This is a genomic window from bacterium (assembly GCA_026129405.1).
Classification (GTDB): Bacteria; Desulfobacterota; Binatia; order DP-6; family DP-6; genus JAHCID01.
Map to the genome: position 1 here is coordinate 1,603,297 of JAHCID010000001.1, position 25,982 is coordinate 1,629,278.

Sequence of the window (25,982 nt, forward strand, 5' to 3'; positions counted from 1 at the left end):
GCGGTGCGTAGCGGCAGGGCTGCACGCGGCGGCGCCGGCGCGTCCCGTGTGACACCGCGCGCGTCTCACCTGATTTTGGATCTTGTCGGATGGGCCGCTGCTGGCATGCGTAGCTCCACGGAAGGAGATCCTCGATGTCGCGACGCATGCTCGTCCCGCTCTCCGCTCTCGTCATCGTCGCCGGCGCCGCTGCCGCACATGCGGCCCGCTGTGACGCCCCCGCCGAGCAGGCCGCGGTCCAGGCGACCTCACGCGCGATCCAGGCGCAATGCGATTGCGCCGGGGCCGCGACCGCACGCGACTACCGCCGGTGCGCCAGGGCGGTGGTCGACGCCCGCTTCGCCGCGGGACAGCTGCCGAAGGCGTGTCGCAAGGCCGCCAACCGCTGCGCGCGGGCGTCGACGTGCGGGCGTCCCGGCACCGCCACCTGCTGTCGTACGAGCGCGTCCGGCAAGCAGAGCTGTCGCGTCGTACGCCGCGCCGCGCACTGCACGCCGCGGCGCGGCGGCACGGCGACGGTCGGCGCGTGCGCCAGCTGCTGCGAAGCGTGCGGGCAGGGGACCTGCGAGGCGGCGATCCGCTGCTGCGTGCCGGATTCGCCCGGCGGTGCCTTCCCCGACGGCGCGGCGCGATGCGAGGAGCTGACGGCGGCGCAGTGCGAGGCGCTCGGTGGTGCGAGTCTCGGCGCCGGCACCTGCGAACCGGACGCCTGCGCCGTGGCGGGTACGACGACCACGATCGCACCCGCGACCACGTCGACCACCGCCGCGCCCGCGACGACGACCACGACGACGCCGCCGGTGTCGACGACGACCACCACCACCACGCCGTCCGCCTGCGGCAACGGCACCATCGACCCCGGCGAGACGTGCGATCCGCCCGGCGCGCTCCACTGTCCCGACCCGGGCTCGCCGAGCGGCAGCTTCGTCGCCTGCCTCGCCACGTGTACCTGTCCGGGCGACGGAGCGACCACGACGACGACGGTCGCCACGCCGGCGACCACCACGACCACGCTGCCGGGCCTCGGGAGCCGCACCTTCACGCTGCGCAACGCCGCCGATCCGGAGGGCAGCCACCTCTACTCGTCGCTGTTGAACGGCGCCGACGTGGCCAAGGCGAACACCTTCACCGGGGCGTTCACGCTGGTGGGCGGCAGCCCGGGCAGCGACGGCGTCGCGACGCTGCGGCTCGGCGGCGACGCGTTCGTCGGCGCCCAGGCGGCGGACAACTCGTACATCTGCTTCAAGCTCGAGGCCGTGGGCAGCAGCGGCAGGATCGACTGCGACGGCGGTCTGCCCGTCGGCGTCGCGCTCAGCGTCGACAGCAACGGCACGAACCCGCCGAGCCCGGCGGTGCTCGCGCTCGAGCAAGGGCCTGCCGGCGCCCCCGGCGCGGGCTACGTGCAGCTGACGGTTCGCGGCGCGAACTGTCCCGGCGACGCCAGCGGTGCCTGCACCGGCCTGTTCCTGTCGCCCGCCGATTGCGCCGATCCGTCGAAGGTGAACTACGGCGTCGCCCAGGCGGGTACGACGGCGTTCACGACGGGGACCATGACGGTGACGATCACCGAGCCGCGCCAGGGCGGCGGGCCGCTCACGGTGTCGAAGACCGGCCAGCCGTTCGCGTGCAACGTCTGGTCGACGGACGGGCCGGGCATCGTCGAGCTCGGCGTGCCGGCGTTCGACACCGCCTTCGGCGACGCCGCCAACGTGGCGCAGTTCGACGACTGAAGGGGGGAGCTAGTCCGCTCGGGGCGGGGCGGCGACGTCGTCGCCCCGGGCGGACGGAGCGGGCGGCGCCAGCAGGCGGTCGGCGCAGACGTAGCCGAGCGTCGTGGCGAGCACGAGGAGGGCGCCCAGCAGGCGCGGCGGCGCAGGGATCGGGACGCCGCTCCAGCGGCAGGCGACGCCGATCCCGAACGCGAGAACGAGGCCGATGGCGGCATGCATGGCGGCTTCTCCTCGTCGTCAGGGCGCCCTGACGATCAGCGCAAGGACCCGACGGTGGCGGTTGCCGGTGGCGGTGACGGGTCGGGGGGTGCTCTCTACCAACTGATCCCACGGCGCGAAACCGGCTCCGCCGGTGGACCCGCGGAACGCCCGGACGGTTGCCGCGCGGGGGCGACGGCGCTAGGAGCGCTCGATGTCGCGATCCGCGCGCGGTACCGGACTCACGATCCTGGCCGTCCTCTTCGCCCTGCTGGCGATCTCCAACCTGTCGAAGCCGCTGCACCTCAACAGCGAGCAGGGCTTCGTGCTCTTCGGCGCGCGGCTCGACGGCACCGCCAACGCGGTGGCGGGCCCGCTCTTCGGCGTGTTCCTGCTGGTCTACGCCGCGGGCGTCTGGGGCATGCGACGGTGGGCGCTGCCGATGGGCGTCGCCTACGCGCTCTACGTCAGCGTCAACCTCGTCCTCTTCCGGCTGCGGACGCCGCCGCCGCCGGACCTGACAGGCCACCCGCTCTTCGCCCTGCTCTACGTGCTCGTCGCCCTCGGCTGCTCGTGGGGTGCCGTGCGCCTCCTGCGCCGGCGCCGTGCGGCGTTGCGCTGACTCGCGTCGCGCGCGACGCCCCCGCTAGAAGGAGCCGATGCAACCGTGGCGGGAGCGCGTGCGCGAGATCATCTTCGAAGCCGGAACGCCGGCGGGGAAGGCGTTCGACGTCGGCCTGCTCGCCGCCATCCTGCTGAGCGTGCTGGTCGTGATCCTGGACAGCGTGAGCAGCGTGCACCGGCAATGGGGCTGGCTCCTGCGCGGGGTCGAGTGGACGTTCACGCTCCTGTTCACGGTCGAGTACGTGCTGCGGCTCCTCTCCGTCGCACACCCGTGGCGTTACGCGCGCAGCTTCTTCGGCATCGTCGACCTGCTCGCGATCATCCCGACCTACCTGAGCGTGGTCGTGCCCGGCACGCACTCGCTGCTCGTGATCCGCACGCTGCGGCTGCTGCGGGTGTTCCGCATCTTCAAGCTCGGACGCTACGTCGGCGAGGCGGAGACGCTCGCCCGCGCGCTGCGCGCGAGCCGGCCGAAGATCCTGGTCTTCCTGTGGGCGGTGGTGGCGATCATCGTCGTCGCCGGCTCGACGATGTACCTCGTCGAAGGCGAGGCGAGCGGCTTCACGAGCATCCCCGTCGCCATGTACTGGGCGGCCGTGACCCTGACGACCGTCGGCTACGGCGACATCGCGCCGCAGACCACGCTCGGGCGCATTCTCGCCACCGGGCTCATGATCACCGGCTACGGCATCATCGCGATCCCGACCGGGATCGTCTCGGTCGAGCTCGCCGACGCCCGCCGGCGCCCCGTCGACACGCACGCGTGCCGCGGCTGCGGCGCCCAGGGGCACGACCCCGACGCGCGCTACTGCAACCAGTGCGGCGAGATGCTCTGAGCGGGCCATGCGGCGCGGCGGCGCTGCCGGGGGCCGTCGCCGACGCTGTGGCGTCTGCCGCGCGAAGGGCCATCGCAATCTCCGTTGCGCCCTCGCGGAGACGCGTGGGATAGTCCCGGCGGATGGTCGGGCCCGCGCCGTTCCCCGGTCGCATCAACGTCGAGCTGACCAACCACTGCAACCAGCGCTGCGTCCTCTGCCCCCGCCAGGCGTTCACCCGGCCTCTCGGCTTCATGGACCCCGCCGTCTTCGAGCGTGTGGCGCGCGAGTGCGCCGAGCACGGGACGCGGCTGTGGCTGCACTTCCTCGGCGAGCCGCTCCTGCACCGCCGGCTCGTCGACCTCGTGCGGCTCGCGAAGGACGCCGGCGTCGCCGAGGTGGGGCTCTCGACCAACGGCGTCTCGCTGCACGGGCGCCTCGCCGACGGGCTCGTCGACGCCGGCCTCGACCGCCTCGAGTGCTCGATGGACGCGGGCGACGCCGAGGCCTACCGCGCGATGCGCGGCCGCGACCACTTCGACCGCGTGGTCGCGAACGTGCGGGGTTTCCTCGCCCGCAAGCGCGCGCTCGGCCGCGAGCGGCCCGTCACCTCGATCCAGTTCATGCGCACGCCGGCGGTCGAGGCGGCGCTGCCCGAGCTGATCGCCGCCTGGCGGCCGCTGCTCGGGCCGCGCGACTTCGTGATGACGATCGCGCCCGCGTCGTTCGCCGGCGCGATCGACGTCGCGCCGGCGCCGCTCTCCGCGGCGCGCGGACCGTGCCGCTGGCTGTTCTCGTCGCTCATGGTGCTCCAGGACGGCACCGTGACCATGTGCGGCGCCGACTGGGACGCGCGCGCCCCGCTCGGCAACGTCCGCGACACGCGGCTCGCCGACCTCTGGCACGGCGCCGAGTTGGAGCGCCGCCGGCGCGCGCATCGCGAGGGGCGCTTCGACGACGTCGCCGTCTGCCGGGGCTGCGACGACTGGCGGCTCGCCGACGGCCACGGCTACCGCAACGTGCTCGCCTCATGAGCGACCGCATCCCGTTCTTCCAGCACGACCTCGGCGCGCCCGAGCTCGAGGCCCTGGGCGCCGCACTGCGCGGCGCGATCCTCACGACGGGCGACACGGTGGCCGAGTTCGAGCGCCGCTTCGCGGCCATGCTGGGCGTGGCGCACGCGGTCGGCGTGACCAGCTGTACGGCGGCGCTGCACCTGGCGCTCCTCGCCGTCGGCGTGCGCCCGGGCGACGAGGTGATCACGACGCCGATGACGTTCGTCGCCACCGCGACGGCGGTCCTGCAGGCGGGTGCGCGGCCGGTGTTCGTCGACGTCGAGCCGGGCACGGGCAACCTCGATGCGGCGCGGGTCGAGGCCGCGATCGGGCCGCGCACGCGCGCGCTCCTGCCGGTGCACCTCTTCGGCCAGATGTGCGACATGCGCGCGCTGCGTGCCATCGCCGACCGCCACGGGCTCGCGCTGGTGGAGGACGCCGCGCACTGCATCGAGGGCCGGCGCGACGGCGTGGGCGTCGGCACCCTGTCCGACGCCGCCTGCTTCTCGTTCTACGCGACCAAGAACATGACGTCGGGGGAGGGCGGGGCGATCGTCACGCGCGACCGGACCCGCGCCGAGCACCTGCGGCTCCTGCGCCAGCAGGGCCTCACGTCGGGGGCGGCGGAGCGCGAGCGGCACGGCTATCGCCACCGCGACATGGTGACGATGGGGTGGAAGTACAACATGTACAACCTCCAGGCGGCGCTGCTGCTGCCGCAGCTGGAGCGCCTCGGCGCCAACCTGACGCGGCGCCGCGTCCTCGCGGCGCGCTACGCCGAGCGGCTCGCCGGCGTGCCCCACGTGACGGTGCCGCCGGTCGAGGCCGGCGTCGAGCACGCCTGGCACGTCTTCGCAGTGCGCGTGGACGGCGTGCCGCGCGACGCGCTGGTGGCGGCGCTCCAGGAGGCCGGCGTCGGCGTGACCGTCCACTACTACCCGCCGGTGCACCTCATGGGCTTCTTCCGCGAGACCTTCGGCCACCGGCCGGGCAGCCATCCGGCGGCCGAGGCCATTGCCGCGACCACCCTCTCGCTGCCCTTCTACCCGGCGATGCCGGAGGCCGTCGTCGACGAGGTCGCAGAGCGCATGGCGCGCTGTGTTTCGAACCTTGCCGGCCGCGCGGAGGCGGTGGTACGGTCCGCCGCCCGGGGGGAAGGCACATGACGGCGACCTTCGACTTCACGCGCCGCCTGCGCGCGGTGAGCGACCGCGATCTCGACCGGCTCCAGGCCCACTTCGTCGAGCCGGCCAACGACTTCGACGCCGCGACGCTGGGCGAGCACACGCTCTTCCCGCTCGAGATGACCTGGTTCTACGGCGAGCCGGTCTGGCACGCGTTGTCACCCGCGATGCGGCTCAAGCTGAACCGGCTGTCGTTCTGCCAGAGCTACCTTTCCACCGCCGTCGCCGAGATGGCGACCAACGTGCTGAACCTCGAAGCCGGGCTCGCCGCCATCATCGACGACGATCCCGACGTGGCCCTCTACATGGCGCGCGAGGCGGTCGAGGAGACGACGCACATCCAGTCGTTCCTGGTCGTCATCAGGAAGGTGCTCGCGTCGTACGGCCATACCCTCGACGAGCTGCGCGCGACCAACGTCTCGCTCAGGATGGCGCGCCACTACGTGCGCGGGCACAGCCTCCTCGGCTGGCTGCGCGGCGACCTCCACTACTACTACCTGACGCGCTTCGCGCTGAACGTGAACCAGAAGACGGTCGAGCGCTGCACGATCGCCGAGCCCGACGTCCATCCCGTCGTGCGCACGCTGCTGAAGAACCACGCCATCGACGAGGCGCGGCACATGCAGATGTCGCGCGGCACCGGCATCCTCGCCTGCGCGCGCATGACGAACCGGGTGTCGCGCACGCTCGCCTGCCTCGGCTACGCGCACTTCGCGGCGAACCTCTACATCGGCCGCCACCGGAGGGACTCGCGGCTGCCGCGCGAGACGCGCACCCGGACCCTCGAGATGTGCGGCGTGCCGCGCGCCGAGGCCGTGCGCGCCTACCGCGAGTGGCGCGATCGCGTCCACCAGCCCGTCGATCCGCCGCTCGTGCAGGCGGGCCGTGCCTACTACCGCCGGCAGAACCACGCCTACGTCGACGCGCTGAAGGTCGAGCCCTGGCTCGGGCGGCGCATGAAGTCGATCATCGACGCCGTCTACGCCGACATCATCGGGCCCGACGGCGCCGAGTCGGTGCGTCCGCTCGACTTCGACGGCCTGACGCGGGCGGCCTGACCGCCTCCGCCGGCGACCCGCATGGGGATCCGCGTCGCCGGCCTCCAGCCGGGCTACCTTCCCTGGCTCGGCTTCTTCGACCAGATGCGGCGGGTCGACGCGTTCATCATCGCCGACGAGATGCCGTACTCGTCGAGCGGCTGGGCGCACCGCAACCGCGTGCGCGGCCCGCACGGACCCGTCTGGCTGACGCTGCCCGGGCGCCCGCGTCGCGGCCAGCGCATCGGGGACGTCGCGCTCGACCCGGCCGTGCCGTGGGCGCGCGAGCACCTCCAGCGGCTGCGCCACTTCTACGGCCGCAGCCCGTTCGCGGCCGACCTGCTTGCCGGGCTCGGCGACGCGTTCGACCGAGGGGCCCGCACCCTCGCCGAGGCGTCGCTGCCGGCGCTGCGCTTCATGGCGGCGCGTTTCGGTGTCACCACGCCGCTGGTCGTGTCGTCGGCCGAAGGCCTCGAGGCGCGCTACGCCGAGACCTTCCCCGACATGCCCGGGCCGACGCACCGGATCATCGCCTTCCTGAAGGCGCTCGGGGCGACCGAGCTGCTCGAGGGTGCGAGCGGCGCGTCGTATCTCGACGTGCCGCTGTGCGAGGCCCACGGCATCCGCGTCGTCTTCCAGCACTACGCCCATCCCGTGTACCGCCAGCTGCACGCGCCGTTCGTGTCGCACCTCTCGGCGCTCGACCTGCTGCTGTGCGCGGGGGAGGAGGCGGCGCGCCGCGTGCTCGCCTCGGTGCCATGAGCGACGCGACGCCGCAGGTGTCGGTCGTCGCCCCGCTCTACAACGAGGCCGCGGTCGTGGGCGAGCTGGTCGCGCGCATCACCGCGACGCTGGCGGCGCGCGGCGTCTCGTTCGAGATCGTGCTCGTCGACGACGGCAGCAGCGACGCCACGCCGGCACGGCTCGCCGAGGTCGCGCACGCGAATCCGGCGGTGCGCGTGCGCACGCTGACGCGCAACTTCGGGCAGGCGGCGGCGCTCTGCTGCGGCATCTTCGAGGCGCGCGGACGCGTCGTCGTCACCATGGACGGCGACCTCCAGAACCCGCCCGAGGAGATCCCGCGGCTGCTCGACGCGCTCGGACCCGGCGTCGACCTGGTCACGGCGCGGCGGGCGTCGCGCTACGAGCGGCCGTGGCGGCTCTTCGGATCGCGCGTCGTGCACTGGACGGCGCGGGTGCTCGTCGGCGGCGAGATCGAGGACTTCGGCGGGCAGTTCAAGGCCTACCGGCGCGAGGTGATCGCGGCGACGCGTACCGCGTGGGCGCCGGGCAAGCCCTTCTTCGCGCTCGCGGTGTGGCTCGGCTTCCGCGTCGTCGAGGTGACGGTGCGCCACGAGCCGCGCAAGGTGGGGGCGTCGCGCTACGGGCTGCTGGCGCTCGTGCGTCTCAACCTCGACCTCATCACCAGCTTCACCACCGTACCGCTGGCGCTGCTCGGGCTCGCCAGCATGGTCGCGGGCGGGGCCGGCGTCGCCGGCGTGCTCTGGTGTCTCGCCTGCGGCACGACCGGCGGCTTCGCCGCGCAGCTGTCGCTGCTCCTGCTCGGGCTGGGCGGCGTGTTCTTCGCGGCTGCGGCGCTCGGCGTGTACGTCGCGCGCGTCTACCGCACCGTCGCCGGGGCGCCGACGGGCTACGTTCTCCGTGCCGACGATCCCGACGGGGCGTCGCGGCCGCCGGGTTGATGCGCGCCTGGCTCGGCCTCGCCGCGATCTGCGCCGCGACGGTGCTCGTGCGCCTGCGGCTCGCGGGCATGCCGCTCGAGCGCGACGAGGGCGAGTACGCCTACATGGGGCAGCTCATCCTGCGCGGCGAGGTGCCCTATGTCGCCGCCGTCAACATGAAGCTGCCGGGGACGTACTACGCCTACGCCGCGGTGCTGGCGGCGTTCGGGGAGACCGCGGAGGCGGTGCGCGTGGGGCTGCTGCTCGCGAACCTCGGCGCGATCGTGCTGCTCTTCCTGCTCGGGCGCCGGCTGCTCGACGCGGCGGCGGGACTCACGGCCGCGGCGACGTATGCGCTGCTCTCGCTGAGCCCGACGGTGCTCGGGCTCGCGGCCAAGGCCGAGCATTTCGTCGTGCTCTGCGTGCTCGCCGGGCTGCTCGTGCTTCCCGGCGTCGGCGCGCGGCGCGGCGCGGGTCGCGCCGCCGTCGCCGGCGCGCTCCTCGGCCTCGCGGTGCTGATGAAGCAGCACGGCGCGGCGTTCGTCGCCTTCGGCGGCGCCTGGATCCTGTGGACGGGCTGGCGGTCCGGCCGCGTGCGCGCGACGCTCGCCGAGGCGGCCGCGTTCACCGCCGGCGCGGCGCTGCCGCTCGCCGCGACCGCGCTTGCGATGTGGCGTGCCGGCGCGTTCGAGCCGTTCTGGTTCTGGACGGTCACCTACGCCCGCGAGTACGCGGTGCTGGTCCCCCTCGGCGTCGGGCTCGGCGAGCTGGCGCGGCAGGCGACGGCCATCGTCGCCGCGTCGCCGGCCCTGTGGCTCCTCGTGCTCCTCGGCGCCACGGCCCCCGCGTGGGACCGCGCCGTCCGCGCGCAGGCGCCGTTCCTCGCCGGGCTCACGCTCGCGTCGTGCGCGGCGATCGTGCCCGGGCTGCGCTTCAGCGAGCACTACTTCGTGATGCTGCTGCCGGCGGCGAGCCTCCTCGCCGGGGCCGGGGTGACCGCGCTCGCGCGGCGCGCAGGCCCCGGCCTCGCCTCCGCCGCGCGCGTCGGCGTGCCGCTCGCCGCGGTGGCGGCGACGCTGCTCCAGGCCCGTGCGACGCTGGTGGCCGAGCCGGTCGCGCTGACGCGCGCGATCTACGGCCGCAACCCGTTCCCCGAGGCGATCGAGGTCGCGCGCTGGCTCGCCGCGCACACCGCGCCCGACGAGCGCGTCGCGGTGATCGGCTCGGAGCCGGAGATCTACTTCCTGGCGGGTCGCCGGGCCGCGACGTCGTACATGTACACGTACCCGCTCATGGAGTCGCACCCGTTCGCGCACGAGATGCAGGACGCGATGATCGCCGAGCTGGAGCGCGCGCGGCCGCGGGTCCTCGTGCTGGTGAACGTCGACACCTCGTGGAGCCGCACGCCGGCGTCGTCGCTGGAGCTCCTCGCCTGGGCCGAGACGACGGTGAACGCCGGGTACGAGCAGGTCGGGCTGATCGAGATCCCGCCCGACGGGGCGGCGGTGTCGCGCTGGGGCGCGGCGGCGCAGGGCGCCGCGCCGCGCACCCCGGCGTTCGTGGCGGTGTTCGAGCGGCGCTGAGGCGCTCAGCGCTTGCCGCCGACCTCGTCGAACATCTCGATCTGCGGGCGTCCCGCCAGGATGCCGCCCATGGCTCCGAAGAAGTGCTGCATCGCCTCGCTCGTGCCGTGCGCGCCGAACGCGGCCTGATCCGTGTACTGCTCGTAGAAGACGTACGTGGTCGGGTCGGCCTGCGAGCGGTAGCAGCGGTAGACGGTGGTGCCGGGCTCGTTGGCCTGCACGTGCTCCACCATCTTCGCGGCCTCGGCCTCGAACGTGGCCTCCTTGCCGGGCTGGACCTGGAGGCGGGCGATCACGGTCAACATCGAGGGGTCTCCTTCTCGGGGCGCGGGCGTCGCGCCCGGGGCGTCAGGCGTAGCCCCTTCCGGGGCGCATTGGAACTGGCGCGCCGGTGTCTCAGCGGCCGCCCTTGCCCGCGCCCTGCTGCTGGCGGATGCGCTCGAGCGCGCCGTCGCGACGCCACATGAAGCAGGAGTCGGGGAGGGCGGTGAGGCCGGGATGGCGCGGCGTGGCGCGTACCTTCTCGTGCCACGCGTCGGGATGCGCGGCGCGGCACTGGACGAGCGCGGGCGGCAGCATCGCGAGGGCGTCGCGCCAGGGCGCGGCCTCGGGGCCGTCGCCGAGCCCGGTGGCGATCGCGGCTGCGGCGCCGCGGGCGAGGCCGATGCCGGCGAGCGGGGCGAGCAGGGTCGCGCGATCGGTCCACGGCTCGGCGGTGAAGCGTGCGGCGGTGCGCAGACGCTCGGCCCCCGTGATCGCGGCGAGCGTGCCGGGCCAGAGGTCGGCGTCGACGCGGGCGGCCAGCTCGTGCAGGCGCGCGAAGCGCTCGGGGGCGAGGGCGTCGGCCGGCGCGTCGTTCCAGTCGAGGTCGGCGAGGCGCACGGCGACGGCGACGCGGCCCGCCGTCTCCTCGTGCGCGTCGAAGACGACGTCGCGCCGCCAGAGCGGCCGCGGCGCCGCGTGCGCGGCCCCCGGCGGGCGGCGGGCGAGGCCGGCACGCAGCGCGGCGTCCATGAAGAGCCCGAGCGTGACGAGGTGCGAGCAGCCGAGGGGGCCGCCGATCTGCTCGCGCAGCGCCGCCGAGAGCGGCCGGCCGAGCGGCGTCGCGCCGAGCGCCGTCAGGCGGCCGAGCGGATCACGGCAGCTCTCGCCGCCGGTCTCGGCCGTGGCCTCGAACGCCACCGTCGGCTGCACGGGGCGCCAGCCCACGACGGTGCCGGCGGCCGCGTCGACCGTCCACGCCAGCTCCATGTGATGGATGATGCCCATCCCCTGCATGCTGCCGCCGACGGGGAGGAAGCCGCGCGTGCGCAGATCGAGCAGGCTGCCGCGCACGTCGAGCGTGCCGTCGGGCGCGAGCGTCGCCGTGACGCTCTGGGCGCGGACGTGGACCGGCTCGCCGCCCGGCTCGGGCCGTCCCGGAGTCGTCATCGCGGCTCAGCGTGCCAGCGCGGCGCAGACGGCGAGCAGCTCGGCGCGGCGCAGGGCGCGGAACACCTTGCGGCCGCGGCCCTCGCTCTCCTGCGTGCGCTGGAGGGTGATGGCCATGGTCGCGGAGCGGTTGCCGTCGGCGCTCGCGGCGGCGAACTGCGTGTAGCCGAAGGTGTTGCCGGTGTGGCCGTACACCGTCCCGCAGCGGGTGGCGTAGCGGAACAGCGCGAGGCCCGCGGCGTTGCGGCCCGGCCCGCGCGGCTCGGAGCCGCCGCCGCGCACGAAGCGGCGCTGCTCCGCCTGCACGGCGGGGCCGAACAGCGCGCCGCCGACGTAGCCGCGGATGAAGCGGTTCAGGTCCGCCGGCGTCGACACGATGCCGCCCGAAGCCCAGGCCCAGCCGGCGGCGAGGAGCTCGCTCGCGTCGTCGTACGTGCCGTCCTCGAGATCGTAGCCGTGGAGGAACGGCGCCGGCATCGCGGGGCCGACGGGCAGCGAGGTCGCGACCAGGCCGAGCGGCGCGGCCACCAGGTCGGCGAGCGCCGTCTGGTAGGAGCCTTCGGTCACCGCCTCCGCGATGAGCCCGACGATGATGTTGTCGGAGTTCGAGTAGTGGTAGCGGCCCTGGTTCTTGAGCGGCGCGTCCTGCACGAAGTCGAGCAGTCGGCGCGGAGGCGGCGCCACGTCGAGCGACTTGCGGATCGCGTCCTGTGCGGCCTGCGTGCTGATGAAGTCGGGGACGCCGCTCGTATGGTTCAGGAGCTGGCGCAGCGTGACGCCGTGCCACTGTGCCGGCAGATCGGGGCGCCGCTGGCCGATCGTATCGTCGAGCCCGAGCCGCCCCTGCTGCACCAGCGACAGCGCGACGGCGCCGCTGAACGCCTTCGTCACGCTGGCGATGCGCATGTGGTCGGTCGCGACCGGCGGCCGGCCGTCGGCGACGTCGGCGACGCCGGCCGTGTGCACCACGAGGTCGGCGCCGCGCTGGACGAGGGCGATGACGCCCGGCGGCCCCTCGCGCATCGCCACGAGCTTCTGGAGCGCGCGATCGAGCGCCGCGTCGGCCCGCGCGGCGGAGGCGGCGCCGGCCGGCGTCGCGAGGAGGAAGAGGGCGGCGGCCGCGCCGACGACGAAGCGGATCATCCCGCTCGTTGTCCCGATTCGCGCCGATGCGGTCAAACCGCGCCGCTCAGGACGCCGGGAGCAGCGCGCCGCGCACGCCACGGACCACGAGGTCGACGCCGATGGCGAGGATCAGGAAGCCGAGGATGCGGTTCATGGCCCCGATCGCGTTGACGCTGATCGACCGGACGACGACGTCCGACCAGCGCAGGCACACCCAGGTGAGAAGCCCCAGCGCCACGAAGCCGGCGAGGTAGCCGCCGTACGCCAGCGGCGTGTTGCCGTAGGACACGAGCCCGACGGCGAGGCTCATGGCCCCGGGGCCGGAGAGGATCGGCGTCGCCATCGGCGTGAGGGAGATGTCGTCCTTGTCCTGCGCCGCCTCGTGCTCGCGCGCCGTCACGCGGCTGTCGTTGCCGAGCATGGCCCAGGCGGTGCGCGCGACGAGGACGCCGCCGGCGATGCGCAGGTCGTTCAGCGTGATGCCGAAGAAGGTGAGGATGTACTCGCCCGCGAGCAGCGCGATGACGAGGATCAGGACCGCGTAGAGCGAGGACTTGAGGGCCTGCCGATGGCGGTAGCCCGCGGAGTCGTCCTGGGTGAGGGCGTAGAACATCGGCGCGTGTCCGATGGGGTTCAGCATCGGGAACATGGCTGCGAAGGAGATGCCGAAGGCGGTGGCGAACTCGTGCATCGGCTCCTTCATGGCACACCCGCGGGCGCGCTTTCACGCCGGCCCCGGCCGCACGTGCTAGGACCGAGGTCATGGTGGTCGTGGTCATGGGACCCGCGGGGGCGGGCAAGACGACGGTGGGGCGGCGTCTCGCCGAGACGCTCGGCTGGGCGTTCCACGACGGCGACGACGTCCACCCCGCGGCCAACGTCGCGAAGATGCGCCGCGGCGAGCCGCTCACCGACGCCGACCGCGCCGGCTGGCTCGCGGCGCTGCACGAGCTCATCGCCGCGCTCGGCGCGCGCGGCGCCGACGCCGTCCTCGCCTGCTCGGCCCTGCGCGCGGCCCATCGCGACGTCCTCGCCGGCGGGCGCGACGACGTCCGCTTCGTCTACCTGCGCGTTCCCCCCGACGAGCTGCGCCGCCGGCTCGAGGCGCGGCGCGGGCACTACATGCACGCGGACCTGCTGCCGAGCCAGCTCGCGACCCTCGAGGAGCCGGGCGACGCGATCACGCTCGACGGCACCCGCCCGCCGGACGAGCTCGCCGCCGCGATCCGTGCGGCGCTCGCGAGCTAGTGGGACTAGGTCCGCACGCGACCCTTCCAGCGCAGGAACGGCCGCTCGATCACGCGGTAGCACAGCGTCGACCAGAGGATCACGACCAGGCTGAGCGCCGCGAAGGCCAGCACGCCGGACGGTTCCCACCCGGCCGCCGCGCCGCGCCACTGCCTGCGGACGAACCTCAGCCCGAAGGTCAGGATCGGCATGTGGGAGAGGTAGATCGAGTACGAGACGATGCCGAGGCCGACGAGCGGCCGGCTCGTCACCAGGGCGCGCAGGCGCAGCGGCGCGACCAGCACGAGGAGCAGGACGGCCGCCCAGCAGGCGCCCTCGGGCGCGTGCCACAGAAGGCGTGGCGGCAGGTCCCAGCGTAGCGTCGGCGGGCGCAACGTCACCTGGAGCACGAGCGCGAGCACCACGAGGACGGCGAGCAACGCGACGTCGGCGCCGCCGCGGCGCAGCCACGGCACGCCGGCGAGCCGCGCGCGCAGCGTGGCGCCGTGCCGGTAGTACAGCCAGGCGGCGCCGATTCCGGCGAGGAAGAGCCAGCCCCGGCCGAACACCGAGAGCCCGAGCCGGTAGGCCGCGAACCCCTCCCGGGGCAGCAGCGGGTTCCAGGTCCAGGTCGCGTACGCCACCACGTAGGCGAGCAGCAACGCGCCGCCGACGGCGCGCCCGCGCGGGCTCTTCAGCGCGAGCGGTAGGAAGGGCAGCAGGAGGTAGAACTGCGCCTCGGTGGCGAGGCTCCACATGCCGATCGTGAACGGCGGCATCATCTCGAACGTGGGCAGGACGCCGGTCGCGAAGGTGAGATAGGGAACCGCACGCAGCAGGTCGGCCGGCTCGCGCATGGTCGCGAGCGTGCCGACGAGGACGGCGGTGAGGTAGAGCGGCAGGATGCGCAGCGCGCGCCGCGCCGCGTAGCGCCGACGGTCGACGCGCGGTCCGCCGCTGCCCTCGACGAGGAAGGGGCGGGCGAGGAGGAAGCCGCTCAGCACGAAGAAGAGCGAGACGCCGGTGTGGCCGGCCTGCACGAAGGCGAGCGGCAGATCGGTGAGCGCGGGCGGCGCCTCCTTGCCGAGGGCGCGCGGCAGGCGGATCAGGCGGTCGGCGTGGAAGACGTAGACGAGCAGCACGGCGATGCCGCGCAGGCCTTCGAGCTCGGGCACGTAGCCGAGCCGCGTCTCGGCACGGGGGATCGGGGAGGCGGGCACGGTCGGCCACCATACCAGATGGGCGGCGCCGGTCCTGCATCGCGCCTGTGCCTTGCGTGCGGCCCCGCCCGCGTGTCAGGGGCTCGCCAGCATGCGCGCTGGCGACGCACGGCGGGAGATCGTGCTCGCGACCCGCGAGCGCTCCAGGGCCGTCGCGTGAGCCGCCGCGGCGTCCCGGCGCGCCTGCTGCTCGCATGCCTGCTCGCGCTCGCTGGGACCGCCCGGGCGGACGACTGGCGCACACGGGCGACGCTCCTCGGCGATCCGGGCGGCGTGCGCTCGGCGCTCGAGCACCGCGGCATCGAGGTGGAGGCGTCGACGATCGTCGAGGCGCTGGGCAACCCCGCCGGCGGCCGGCGGCAGGGGTTCACGGCCGTGACCTCGAACGGCATCGACCTCGCCCTCGACCTCGAGCGCCTCGCCGGCGCACGTGGGCTCAGCTTCCACCTCTCGGGCGCCTGGCGCACGGGCCAGAGCCTGTCGGGCAAGTACATCGGCAACGTCTTCACGGTGCAGCAGGAGTTCGGCAACGAGACGATCCGTCTCTACGCACTGGCGCTCGAGCAGTCGCTGTGGAGCGACCGGCTGAACGTGGTCGCGGGCCGGCTCGGCGTCGGCGACGACTTCGCGACCTCGCCGCTCGTCTGCCTGTTCGTCTCCAACGGCATCTGCGGCAACCCGATCTCGATCCCGCTCGACGATCCGTCGTTCACGACCTACCCGGTTTCGAGCTGGGGGCTGCGCGCGCGCGGCAACCCGCTGCCGAGCTGGTACGCGCAGGCGGGCGTCTACGAAGCGGACGCGGCGCTGGCGGCGAACGACACGCACGGCATCGCCTTCGCCCTGCCCGACGCCGCCGGCGTGCTGGTGCTCGGCGAGGGCGGCTGGAAGCGGCCCGGAACCGCGCCGCTCGGCCGCGTCGCGGTGGGACTGTGGTGGGACAGCAGCGACTTCGACGACCTCGAAGCCGACACCCAGGGTCGTCCGTTCGCCCGCACCGGCCGGCCCGCGCGCGTACATGCGGGCAACCGCGGCCTGTACGCGATCGCCGAGCACACGCTCTGGCAGGAGCCCGGCGGCGCCGCCGCCGAGGGCATCGCGGCGTTCACCATGGCGACGTTCGCCCCCGACGACCGCAACCGGGTGCCGTTCTTCTGGGACGCGGGCATCGTCTGGCGCGGCCTCGTGCCCGGCCGCGCCGACGACGTGCTCGTCGTCGGCGGCATGTACGGCACGTTCAGCGACGCGCTGGCCGACACGCAGCGCATCCGCCGCGCGCAGGGACGGCGGCTCGATCCACCGCAGTCGTGGGAAGCGGTCGTCGAGCTGGGCTACTGGATCCAGGTGACGGGCTGGCTCCAGATCCAGCCCGACCTGCAATACGTCGCACGCCCGGGCGGCACGGGTGCGATCCGCAACGCGCTCGCGCTCGGCGCGCAGGTGGTGGTGACGTACTGATCAGCGCGCCGGATAGTTCCACGAGGCGATCGCGCGCGTGTCGCGCTCCCAGCCGAGCACGCTCACCGACGCCGTGTTCATGAGGAAGTGGCGGCCGTTGATCGCCGGCATCTCGAGCCAGCGCGCGGCGAGGATGCGCAGCTGGTGTGCATGGCCGAAGAGCGCGACCTCTCCCCCGACGGTGGCGCAGCGGGCGATCACGCGGTCGGCGCGCGCGCCGACCTGATCGGCGGTCTCGCCTCCGGGCGGGCCGTCGTCCCAGATGAGCCAGCCGGGATGCGTGCGCCGGAACTCGTCCGTGGTCTTCCCTTCGACCTCGCCGTAGTCCCACTCCGCGAGGTCGGGCTCGACCTGCGCCACGGCGCCGTAGCCGGCGAGCTCGCAGGTCCGGCGCGCGCGGGCGAGCGGGCTCGTCAGGACGAGCGCGAAGGTGCGGCCGGCGAGGTACGCGTGCACGGCGCGGGCGTGCTCCTCGCCGAGGTCCGTGAGCGGGATGTCGGTGCGGCCGGTGTGCTGGCGGGACGCGGTCCAGGCCGTCTCGCCGTGGCGGATCAGCCAGACCGCGTGCGGGCGCGGGTCGCTCACCGGATCACGCAGGCCGTTTCGGTTGCCTCCGGGGCGTGCCATCCGCCGACCGGCGCGGCCAACGCGTCGGCCTGCGACGGGCCCCAGCTGCCGGGTGCGTAGGGAAGCACCGGCGCGGCATCGCCGAGGATCGGGTCGACGATGCGCCACGCCTCCTCGACGCCGTCCTCGCGCGCGAAGAGGGTGGCGTCGCCGTCCATGGCGTCGCCGAGCAGACGCTCGTAGGCGTCCATCTCGTCGCCGTCGGGCTTGTTGCAGAACGAGAGCTCCATGCTCTCGCCGACCATGCCCTCGCCGGGCTTCTTCACCCGCGCGCCGAGCGCGATCGCGACGTCCGGGCTCAGGCGGAAACGCACGTAGTTCGGCGCCGGCGCATGCTCGTGGAAGATCACCGGGGGCGCCGGGTGGAAGGTCACCTTCACCTCGGTGGTCGTCACCGGCAGCGACTTGCCGGCGCGGATGAGGAACGGCACGCCGGTCCAGCGCCACGAGTCGACCCAGACGCGCACGGCGGCGAAGGTCTCGACCGTGGAGTTGGGGGCGACGCCGGCCTCCTTGCGGTAGCCGTCGAACTGGCCGCGCACGAGGTCGCCGGGGCCGAGCGTACGGATGTTGCGGAAGACGGTGACCTGCTGGTCGCGGATGGCCTCGGCGTACGTGCCCGCGGGCGGCTCCATCGCGAGGAAGCCCACCACCTGGAGGAGGTGGTTCTGGACGACGTCACGGATGGCACCGGCCTCTTCGTAGAACTTGCCGCGGCCCTGGACGCCGAAGTCCTCGGCCATCGTGATCTGCACCGAGGCGACGTGGTGGCGGTTCCAGATCGGCTCCAGCATCGCGTTCGCGAAGCGGAAGTAGAGGAGGTTCTGGACCGGCTCCTTCCCGAGATAATGGTCGATGCGGAAGACCGACGGCTCGGGGAAGACGCTGTGGATCACCTGGTTCAGCTCGCGCGCCGAGGCGAGGTCGCGGCCGAACGGCTTCTCGATGATGACCCGTGCGCCCGCGGCACAGCCGGTGCTGCCGAGGTGCTGCACCACGATCGGGAACATGCTGGGCGGGATCGCGAGGTAGTAGGCCGGCCGCTTGCAGCCGTCGAGCGCGGTGTGGAGCCGCTCGAACGTCTGCTGCTCCTGGTAGGCGCCGTCGACGTAGCGCATCTGGCGGCACAGCTCGTCGACGAAGCCCTGCTCCGCGTCCTGCACGTGCTCCTTGATGCTGGCGCGGGCACGGTCCTGGAGCTTCTCGAGGCTCCACCCGGAGCGCGCCACGCCGAGCACCTTCATGGTGAGGTGGCCGCGGCGCGCCATGTGGTAGAGCGCCGGGAAGATCTTCTTGTAGGCGAGATCGCCGGTGATGCCGAAGAACACCAGCGCGTCGGAGCGCCGATCCTGGGAGTCCGTCACTTGGCCTTCTCCGCGTGGCCGCCGAACTCCCAGCGCATGGCCGAGAGCAGGCGGTCGGCATAGTCGGCGGCGCCGCGCGAGCTGAAGCGCGCGAACAGCGACGCCGCGAGCACCGGCGCGGGCACACCCTCGTCGATCGCGGCGTCGAGCGTCCAGCGGCCCTCGCCCGAATCGGACACGCGGCCCTCGAACTTCGAGAGGCTCGCGTCGCCGACGAGGGCCGCCGCGGTGAGATCGAGCAGCCACGACGCGACCACGCTGCCGCGCCGCCACACCTCGGCGATCTCCGGCAGGTCGAGGTCGTACTGGTAGAACTCGGGCTCGCGCAGCGGCGTGGTCTCGGCGTCCTTCTCGCGCTCGGTCTTGCCGGCGTTGGCGTGGCGCAGGACGTTCAGGCCCTCGGCGTAGGCGGCCATGAGGCCGTACTCGATGCCGTTGTGGACCATCTTGACGAAGTGGCCGGCGCCGGACGGCCCGCAGTGGAGGTAGCCTTCCTCCGCCGTGCCCCTGTTCGCCGGGCGATCGGGCGTGCGGTCGATCGAGCCCACGCCGGGCGCGAGCGTCCTGAAGAGCGGATCGAGCCGCTGCACGACGGCCGTCTCGCCGCCGATCATGAGGCAGTAGCCGCGATCGAGGCCCCAGACGCCGCCGCTCGTGCCGCAGTCGACGTAGTGGATGCCGCTCGGGGCGAGCCGCTTCGCGCGTAGGACGTCGTCGCGGTAGAACGAGTTGCCGCCGTCGACGACGGTGTCGTCCTTGGCGAGCAGCGGGACGAGCTGGTCGAGCGTGGAATCGACGACCGCCGCGGGGATCATGAGCCATATCGCGCGCGGCCCGCGGAGCTTCTGGACGAAGTCCGCCAACGACGAGGCGCCGGTGGCGCCCTCCTTGGCCAGCTCGGCCACGCTGTCCGGCCCGCGATCGAACACGACGCACTCGTGTCCGGCCCGCAGCCACCGTCGCACCATGTTGGCGCCCATGCGCCCGAGTCCGATCATCCCGACCTGCATCGCTCTCCTCCTCGTCGTCGCTCGTAGCACGCGCCCCGACCCCGGCCCAGCGGGGTGCGGACGATCGCTCAGGGCCGCGCTGGAAGGATTTCCACCGCGTCCGCGATCACCTGGACGACGGTCTCGTCGCCGCGGATGGCGTCGATCTCGGCGGCGGAACGGCCCGCGTCCTCGGCCAGATGCCGGCGCTCGGCCTGCGTGACGACGCTCACCTGCGCCGTCCCCTCGACGATCGCCTCGCGGCCGCTCACGTCGAGCGGCACGAAGAAGGCGTAGTCGCGGAAGCGGACGCGCACCGTCTGGTCGCCGTCGCGCAGCTGGAGCCAGCAGCCGACCTTCTGGCACACGCCGCTGACGGTGCCCGCGACGCGGACGGGCTTGCCGTCGTGGGCCGGAGCGTCGCCCAGCAGCGCGGGCACCCCGAGCGCGTCGCCGCCCTTCGGGAGCGCCGTGCCGTAGACCTCGCGGCCGCCGTCCTGCGCCAGCGGCACGGCCTTGCCCATGCGACGCGGCGGGGCGTCGGCGGCCAGGGCGGGGAGGGCGGCGAGCAGGAGGACGGCGGCGGCGGCGCGCACGGGTCGATGGTGGCCGTGGGCGGGCCATCAGGCAAGCCAGGGAACGCGTCGCGCGCGCGTTCCGGCGATCTGGGCGATGGCGCGCTCGAGCGCCTGCGGCGGCGGCCCCTCGTGTGACGCGAGCCGTCCGTGAGCCGACGAGCGAGGCGTGCTCAGCCGCCGGCGGGCCCGCCCGCCGGCAGCGGCGCCGGCGGCGCGTGCGCCGGGCGCCGGCCCACCAGCCCGCGGATCGCGACGAAGAACACCGGCACGAACGGCAGCGCCAGCAGCGTCGACGCCAGCATGCCGCCGAAGACGACGGTACCGATCGCCTGCTGGCTCGCCGCGCCCGCACCGCTCGCGGTGAGCAGCGGCACGACGCCGAGGATGAACGCCAGCGAGGTCATGAGGATCGGACGGAAGCGGCGGCGCATCGCCTCGACGGCGGCCTCGGCGGCGGTCTGGCCCTGGTTGGTCAGCTCGCGCGCGAACTCGACGATGAGGATGGCGTTCTTCGCCGCGAGCGCGATGATCAAGACGAGGCCGATCTGCGTGTAGAGGTCGATCGGGAACTTCCGCAGGAAGAGCGCCAGCACGATGCCGACGATGGCCATCGGCACCACCGCCACGACCACGAACGGGTCGCTCCAGCTCTCGTACTGCGCGGCGAGGATCAGGTAGACGAGCAGGATCGAGAGCGCGAAGATCAGGTACATCTGGTTGCCGACGAGCAGCTCCTGGTAGGAGAGGCCGGTCCAGTCGTACGACATGCCCGCCGGCAGCACCTTCGCGGCGAGCTGCTCCATGACGGCCATCGCCTCGCCGGAGCTGTACTTCGGCTGCGCGATGCCGATGAGCGACGCCGCCGGGTAGAGGTTGTAGCGCGTCACCAGCTCGGACCCGAGCGCGCGGCGGACGTCGAGCAGCGCGCCGAGCGGCACCATCTGCTCGGAGGCGTTGGCGACGTAGAGCTTGCCGATGTCGGCGAGGCTGCGGCGCTGGTCGGCCTCGGCCTGGAGCCGCACCTGGAACGCCTGGTTGAACTTGTTGAACTGGTTCACGTAGGTCGAGCCGAGATAGGTCTGCAGCGTCGACGAGACGTCGCTCACCGACACCGCGAGCGACTCCGCCATGGTGCGGTCGATGTCGAGGTAGAGCTGCGGGCTCTTGGCGCTGAAGGTCGTGAAGCCGGTGCGCAGGAACCCCGGCTGCTCGTGCGCCGCCTGCATGATCTCGTCGACGGCCTTCTGCAGCTCGGCGAGGCCGACGCTGCCGCGGTCCTCGATCATCATGTCGAAGCCGAAGGCGGTGCCGAGGCCGGGGATCGGCGACGGCGGCAGCACCGCGAAGTCGGCCTTCCGGATCGCCTGGAAGCGGTGCTGGAGGTCGGCGATGATCGCGCCCTGGTCGAGGCCGGCCGGCCGCCGGTCCCAAGGCTGGTAGATCGCGAACACGGTCACCACCGTCGACACGTTGGCCGAGTCGAGCGCCGAGTAGCCGCCGATCGTGACCCAGCCCTCGATGCCCGGGGTCTCCTTCAGGATGCCGTCGATCTGCGCCGACACCTCGCGCACGCGCGGCTGGGCGGCGCCCGGCGGCAGCTCGGCCACGACGACGCAGTAGCCCTGGTCCTCGAGCGGCAGCAGCGAGGTGGGATAGACCGAGAACGCGGCGACGGCGGTACCGACGATGCCGACGAAGACGGCGACCATGGTGCCCGGGCGCCGCACCATCCGCTGCACCAGCCCGACGTAACGCGCCTCGACGGCGCCGTAGACCGCGTTGAAGCCGCGGTAGAAGCGGTTCGGGACGTGGTCCTTCGGGATCGGGCGCAGGTAGAGCGCGCACTGCGTCGGCTTCAGCGTGAGGGCGTTGAGCGCGCTGATCAGCGCCGTCGAGGCGATCACGAGCGCGAACTGGCGAAACATCTGCCCGGTGATGCCGGGCAGGAACGACGCCGGCAGGAACACCGACACCAGCACCAGCGTGATGCCCATCACCGGGCCGGTCAGCTCGGCCATGGCCGCGATCGCGGCCTCCTTCGGCGGCAGGCCGCGCTCGATGTGCAGCGACGCGTTCTCGACGATGACGATGGCGTCGTCGACGACGATGCCGATGGCGAGGATCAGCGCGAAGAGCGTCATCAGGTTGACGCTGAAGCCGAGCAGCGCCATGGCCGCGAACGCGCCGATGATCGTCACCGGTACGGTCGTCGCGGGGACCAGCATGGCGCGGAAGTTCTGCAGGAAGAGCATGATCACGATCAGCACCAGCACGCCGGCGATGAGCAGCGTCTGGTAGACCGCGTCGATCGACTCGTTGATGAAGATCGTCGTGTCGTAGAGCGAGTTCGACGTCATGCCCGGCGGGAACTGCTTCGCCATCTCCGCCATCAGGGCGCGCACCTGGGTCGCGACCTGGAGCGCGTTGGCGTCGGGCAGGGCGAAGACGGCGATGTGCGCCGCCTTGCGGCCGGAGAGGCCGGAGAAGACCGAGAACATCTGCTGGCCGAGCTCGACGCGCGCGACGTCCTTGATGCGCACGATCTCGGCGCTGGGCTTCTGCGACTGGCCGGTGGGCAGCGTCGTCGGCTCCGACGCCGGCGCCCGCTTCTTCACGATGATGTCCTCGAACTGGCCCACGTCGGAGAGCCGGCCGAGCGTCGTCACCGTGAACTGGAAGACCTGATCCTGCGGCACCGGCGGGCCGCCCAGCTGCCCGGCGGCGACCTGCGCGTTCTGGCTCTCGATGGCGTTCTGCACGTCGAGGACGGTGAGGCCGAAGGCGTCGAGCTTCTGCGGGTCGAGCCAGACGCGCATGCTGTAGGGGCCGGCGCCGAGGATCTTGATCTGGCCGACGCCGGGCAGGCGCGCGAGCGGGTTCTGCAGGTTGATGATCGCATAGTTGGCGAGGAAGGCGGCGTCGTAGCGGTCGTCGTCGGAGAAGAGGCTCTCGATGAGCAGGATGCTGGTGCTCACCTTCTTGACGTTCACGCCCTGCGCCTGGACCGCCGTCGGCAGCTGCGAGAGCGCGCCGTTGGCGGCGTTCTGGACCAGCGACAGCGACGTATCGAGGTCGGTGCCGACGGCGAACGTGACCGTGAGCGTGTAGCTGCCGTCGCTGCCGCTCGTCGACTCCATGTAGATGGCGTTCTCGACGCCGTTGACGCCCTGCTCGAGCGGGATGCCGACGGTGTTCGCCACCACCGACGCGCTCGCGCCGGGGTAGCTCGTCGTCACCTGGATCGTCGGCGGGACGATGTTCGGGTACTCGGCGACCGGCAGGCTGAGCAGGCAGACCAGCCCGAGGACGATGGTGACGATCCCGATGACGTTCGCGAGGATCGGCCGCTCGATGAAGAACTTCGACATGGGCGCTCAGTGCGGCACGGTCGTGGTGGTGGCGCCCTGCGTCTCCGCGGTGACCTTGCGGCCGGGGATGGCGCGGGTGAGGCCCGCGACCACGACCCGGTCCGTCGCCTGGAGCCCCTTCGTCACCACGATCTGGTCGCCCACCTGCTCGCCGGTCTCGACGGGGCGTCGCGCGACGACGTCGTCGTCGCCGACGACCAGCACGTACTCGCCCTGCTGGTCGAAGGCGACGGCGTCGCCGGGGACGACGAGCGCGTTCGCCGCCGCCGCCACCGGCACGCGCAGGCGGACGAAGAGGCCCGGGAGGATGCCGTCCGGGTTGGGGAAGACGGCCCGCACCTCGAGCGTGCCGGTGCGCGGCGCGACGCTCAGCGAGGCGAAGTCGACGTGCCCCGCGTGCGGATGGCCGTCCTCGTCGAGGAGGCCGAAGGCGGCTGGGATGGTGTCGGTCGGGCCCGCGTTCTGGGCGTGGCGCTGCGCCCGGATGCGCAGGAGGTCGCGCTCGTTGACGGTGAAGTAGACGTAGAGCGGGTCGATGCGGTCGATCTGCGCCAGGCCCGACGGCTTGCCGGGTCCGCCCACGAGGTTGCCGACGTCGATCAGGTGGCGCCCCATGCGGCCCTCGAACGGCGCCGTGACGCGGGTGTAGCCGAGATTCAGCTGCGCCAGGATCACCTGCGCCTCGGCGGCGTGCAGCTGGGCCAGCGAGGAGTCGCGCTCGAACTGCCAGCGATCGACCTGGGTCTCGGGCGCCGAGTCCTGCGCGGCGAGGACCTTGTAGCGCTTCAGCTCCGTCTCGGCGTGGAAGACGGCGGCCTTCTGCGCCGCCACCTGGGCCTTCGCCTGCTCGAGCTGCGCCGCGTACTGGTCGCGCTGGATGGTGAAGAGGAGGTCGCCCTGTTTCACGGCCGCGCCGTCGGCGAAGTGGATGCCGTCGAGATAGCCCTCGACGCGGGCGACCAGGGTCACCGAGTCGTACGCGGCGGTGTTGCCGGTGAAGTCGAGGTGGGCCGTCACCGACTCGGTGGACGGCGGCGCCACGGTGACGACCGGGGGCGGCGGGGCGGGCGGGGTCTTGTCGCCGCAGCCGGGCAGGGCGAGCGCGGCGGCGGCGAGCACCAGGGTACGGATTCGGGTTCGTTCTCGGCGCATCACCACTCCGGGGCTCGTAGGGTGGGTCCGGCGTCCTCCAGTCCGGGCAGACCGGGCGCCTCGGGCGACAGCAGGTCGGGGGTGAGGACGGCTCCCCAGTTCGTGCGCTCGGACATCTCGGCGCGCGTCTCCTCCGGCACGAAGGCGTAGCCCTCGCGGATCTGCCAGCCGCCGCCGAGCGCGCGGTAGGCGGCGATCAGCCCGAGGGGGACGTTGCCGCGTGCGACGGCGAGGTCGTTCTCGGACGAGAACAGCCGCTCCTCGGCCGTGAGCACGGTCGTGAAGTCGGCCGTGCCCTCGGTGTACTCGTTCATCGCGATGCGCAGCGCGCCCGCCGCGGCGACGGCGCTGGCGTGGAGCGCGGCCTCCTGGCGGCGCGACTGCAGGAACATGGTCATCGCGTCGGCGACCTCCTGCTGCGCGGCGAGGACCGTGCCCTGGTAGCCGACGAGCAGCTCCTGGTAGCGCGCGTCCTGGAGGCGGACGTTGTTGGTGATCTGCCCGTAGTTGAGGATGTTCCACTGCACCGTCGGGCCGGCGCCGTAGGTGAGGCGCTTGGACGTGAAGAGGTCGGAGAGGCTGCCGCGGCCGATGTCGGTCGAGAGCCAGCCGACGTTGCCGACCAGGCTGAACGACGGCAGCAGGTCGGCCTTGGCGATGCCGATGCGCGCGCACTGCGACGCGGCGTCGAGCTCGGCCTGACGGATGTCGGGCCGCCGGCGCAGCAGGTCGGCGGGGATGCCGACGGCGATCTCGAGCGGCGCGACCGGGATGGTGCCGGTCGGACGCAGCACGTCGCCCAGCGTTCCCGGCGGCACGCCGAGCAGCACCGCGAGCGCGTTCTCGGCCTGCGCCAGCTGGATCGTGAGCGCCGGGATCGCGGCCTCGGTCGAGCCCAGCACGTTCTCGGCCTGATAGACGTCGCGCTTCGTCACCACGCCGGCGTGGAAGCGGTTCTGTGCGATCCGCACCGCGTCGCGCTGGCGGACGACGTTCTCCTCGGCGATCGCGATGCGGCGCTGGAGCGTGCGGATCTGGACGTAGGCGGACGCGACGTCGCCGAGCAGGGTGACGAGGACGTCGTCGTAGCTCGCCACCGAGGAGAGATACGCCGTGTCGGCCGACTCGACGCCGCGGCGGATCTTGCCCCAGACGTCGATCTCCCAGCCGGCCTGCGCACCCACGAAGGCCGCCCAGTAGGTGTTGTCGATGACGTTGTACGGGATCGAGCCGGGGATGCGGTTGTAGTTGAGCGACCCCGTCGCCGCCTGCTGCTGCGGATAGAGCTCGCCGATGGCCATGCCGAGCTGCGCCCGCGCCGCCAGCACGCGCACGCCGGCCATGCGGAGATCGAGGTTCTGCGCGTAGGCGGTGGCGACCAGCCAGTCGAGCGTCGAGTCGTCGAAGGCGCGCCACCAGTCACGATGGTCCCGGGCGGTCGTGTCGACGGCGGGATCGGACGACCCGGGGAAGTGCTCGGCGATCGGCGCCGCCGGCACCTTGTAGTCCGGCCCGATCATGCAGCCGGCCAGCAT

The 25,982-nt window shown here is 73.1% G+C and carries 24 protein-coding genes; 11 read left to right on the forward strand and 13 right to left on the reverse strand.

Annotated features, from left to right (window positions below; genetic code table 11):
• Positions 1-134: 134 nt before the first annotated feature.
• Positions 135-1,730 (forward strand): hypothetical protein, encoded by a 1,596-nt coding sequence (locus tag KIT14_07245; GenBank protein MCW5890333.1) that lies wholly within the window; start codon positions 135-137, stop codon positions 1,728-1,730.
• Between the two features lie 9 nt (positions 1,731-1,739).
• Here KIT14_07245 and KIT14_07250 read toward each other — a convergent pair whose 3' ends face one another.
• Positions 1,740-1,949 carry a DUF1427 family protein gene (locus KIT14_07250; protein ID MCW5890334.1) on the reverse strand — a complete coding sequence of 70 codons (210 nt, stop codon included), beginning with the start codon at positions 1,947-1,949 and terminating at the stop codon, positions 1,740-1,742.
• 193 nt (positions 1,950-2,142) lie between these two features.
• On the opposite strand from KIT14_07250, the gene KIT14_07255 reads away from it, so the two are divergent.
• From KIT14_07255 to KIT14_07290, 8 genes are all read left to right on the forward strand, one after another.
• Positions 2,143-2,550 (forward strand): hypothetical protein, encoded by a 408-nt coding sequence (locus KIT14_07255; protein MCW5890335.1) that lies wholly within the window; start codon positions 2,143-2,145, stop codon positions 2,548-2,550.
• A 37-nt stretch (positions 2,551-2,587) separates the two neighbouring features.
• A complete protein-coding gene (locus KIT14_07260; GenBank protein ID MCW5890336.1) occupies positions 2,588-3,388 on the forward strand; it encodes an ion transporter in 801 nt (266 codons plus the stop codon).
• A gap of 122 nt (positions 3,389-3,510) precedes the next feature.
• Positions 3,511-4,401, forward strand: coding sequence for a radical SAM protein (locus tag KIT14_07265; GenBank protein ID MCW5890337.1), 891 nt, complete (start codon positions 3,511-3,513; stop codon positions 4,399-4,401).
• Positions 4,398-5,588 (forward strand): DegT/DnrJ/EryC1/StrS family aminotransferase, encoded by a 1,191-nt coding sequence (locus tag KIT14_07270; GenBank protein ID MCW5890338.1) that lies wholly within the window; start codon positions 4,398-4,400, stop codon positions 5,586-5,588. The genes KIT14_07265 and KIT14_07270 overlap by 4 nt, the downstream gene beginning before the upstream one ends.
• Positions 5,585-6,664: a diiron oxygenase gene (locus KIT14_07275; protein MCW5890339.1), complete on the forward strand. Its 1,080-nt coding sequence runs from the start codon at positions 5,585-5,587 to the stop codon at positions 6,662-6,664. Before KIT14_07270 ends, KIT14_07275 begins: the two co-directional genes overlap by 4 nt.
• Before the next feature lie 21 nt (positions 6,665-6,685).
• A complete protein-coding gene (locus KIT14_07280; GenBank protein MCW5890340.1) occupies positions 6,686-7,405 on the forward strand; it encodes a WbqC family protein in 720 nt (239 codons plus the stop codon).
• Entirely contained in the window at positions 7,402-8,346 is a 945-nt protein-coding gene (locus KIT14_07285) for a glycosyltransferase family 2 protein (GenBank protein ID MCW5890341.1), read from the forward strand. Before KIT14_07280 ends, KIT14_07285 begins: the two co-directional genes overlap by 4 nt.
• Entirely contained in the window at positions 8,346-9,908 is a 1,563-nt protein-coding gene (locus tag KIT14_07290) for a glycosyltransferase family 39 protein (protein MCW5890342.1), read from the forward strand. Before KIT14_07285 ends, KIT14_07290 begins: the two co-directional genes overlap by 1 nt.
• A 5-nt stretch (positions 9,909-9,913) precedes the next feature.
• On the opposite strand, the gene KIT14_07295 is transcribed toward KIT14_07290, so the two are convergent.
• From KIT14_07295 to KIT14_07310, 4 genes are all read right to left on the reverse strand, one after another.
• Positions 9,914-10,213, reverse strand: a complete 300-nt coding sequence (locus KIT14_07295; GenBank protein MCW5890343.1) for an antibiotic biosynthesis monooxygenase — start codon at positions 10,211-10,213, stop codon at positions 9,914-9,916.
• A 91-nt stretch (positions 10,214-10,304) separates the two neighbouring features.
• Positions 10,305-11,339, reverse strand: coding sequence for a DUF2889 domain-containing protein (locus KIT14_07300; protein ID MCW5890344.1), 1,035 nt, complete (start codon positions 11,337-11,339; stop codon positions 10,305-10,307).
• Positions 11,340-11,345: 6 nt separating this feature from the next.
• Positions 11,346-12,482, reverse strand: coding sequence for a beta-lactamase family protein (locus KIT14_07305; GenBank protein ID MCW5890345.1), 1,137 nt, complete (start codon positions 12,480-12,482; stop codon positions 11,346-11,348).
• Positions 12,483-12,528: 46 nt separating this feature from the next.
• Positions 12,529-13,155: an NAAT family transporter gene (locus tag KIT14_07310; protein ID MCW5890346.1), complete on the reverse strand. Its 627-nt coding sequence runs from the start codon at positions 13,153-13,155 to the stop codon at positions 12,529-12,531.
• A 71-nt stretch (positions 13,156-13,226) separates the two neighbouring features.
• Between KIT14_07310 and KIT14_07315 the strand changes: the two genes are divergently transcribed.
• Complete coding sequence (locus KIT14_07315; protein ID MCW5890347.1) at positions 13,227-13,712, forward strand: AAA family ATPase; 486 nt, start codon at positions 13,227-13,229, stop codon at positions 13,710-13,712.
• Between the two features lie 5 nt (positions 13,713-13,717).
• On the opposite strand, the gene KIT14_07320 is transcribed toward KIT14_07315, so the two are convergent.
• Complete coding sequence (locus KIT14_07320; protein MCW5890348.1) at positions 13,718-14,911, reverse strand: acyltransferase; 1,194 nt, start codon at positions 14,909-14,911, stop codon at positions 13,718-13,720.
• Between the two features lie 156 nt (positions 14,912-15,067).
• Between KIT14_07320 and KIT14_07325 the strand changes: the two genes are divergently transcribed.
• A complete protein-coding gene (locus KIT14_07325; GenBank protein ID MCW5890349.1) occupies positions 15,068-16,369 on the forward strand; it encodes a carbohydrate porin in 1,302 nt (433 codons plus the stop codon).
• Here the strand turns inward: KIT14_07325 and KIT14_07330 are convergent, their stop codons facing one another.
• From KIT14_07330 to KIT14_07360, 7 genes are all read right to left on the reverse strand, one after another.
• On the reverse strand, positions 16,370-16,996 hold the full coding sequence (locus tag KIT14_07330; GenBank protein MCW5890350.1) for a histidine phosphatase family protein: 627 nt from the start codon (positions 16,994-16,996) through the stop codon (positions 16,370-16,372).
• Positions 16,951-18,360 (reverse strand): glucose-6-phosphate dehydrogenase, encoded by a 1,410-nt coding sequence (zwf, locus tag KIT14_07335; protein ID MCW5890351.1) that lies wholly within the window; start codon positions 18,358-18,360, stop codon positions 16,951-16,953. Before zwf ends, KIT14_07330 begins: the two co-directional genes overlap by 46 nt.
• Positions 18,357-19,370 (reverse strand): decarboxylating 6-phosphogluconate dehydrogenase, encoded by a 1,014-nt coding sequence (gene gnd / locus KIT14_07340; GenBank protein MCW5890352.1) that lies wholly within the window; start codon positions 19,368-19,370, stop codon positions 18,357-18,359. The genes zwf and gnd overlap by 4 nt, the downstream gene beginning before the upstream one ends.
• 68 nt (positions 19,371-19,438) lie before the next feature.
• Positions 19,439-19,945, reverse strand: coding sequence for a DUF4920 domain-containing protein (locus KIT14_07345; GenBank protein MCW5890353.1), 507 nt, complete (start codon positions 19,943-19,945; stop codon positions 19,439-19,441).
• A 152-nt stretch (positions 19,946-20,097) separates the two neighbouring features.
• The gene (locus tag KIT14_07350; GenBank protein MCW5890354.1) at positions 20,098-23,295 is read right to left on the reverse strand and encodes an efflux RND transporter permease subunit; all 3,198 of its coding nucleotides are present in this window, start codon (positions 23,293-23,295) and stop codon (positions 20,098-20,100) included.
• A 6-nt stretch (positions 23,296-23,301) separates the two neighbouring features.
• Positions 23,302-24,414, reverse strand: coding sequence for an efflux RND transporter periplasmic adaptor subunit (locus KIT14_07355; GenBank protein ID MCW5890355.1), 1,113 nt, complete (start codon positions 24,412-24,414; stop codon positions 23,302-23,304).
• Positions 24,415-24,446: 32 nt separating this feature from the next.
• Positions 24,447-25,982, reverse strand: coding sequence for a TolC family protein (locus KIT14_07360; GenBank protein MCW5890356.1), 1,536 nt, complete (start codon positions 25,980-25,982; stop codon positions 24,447-24,449).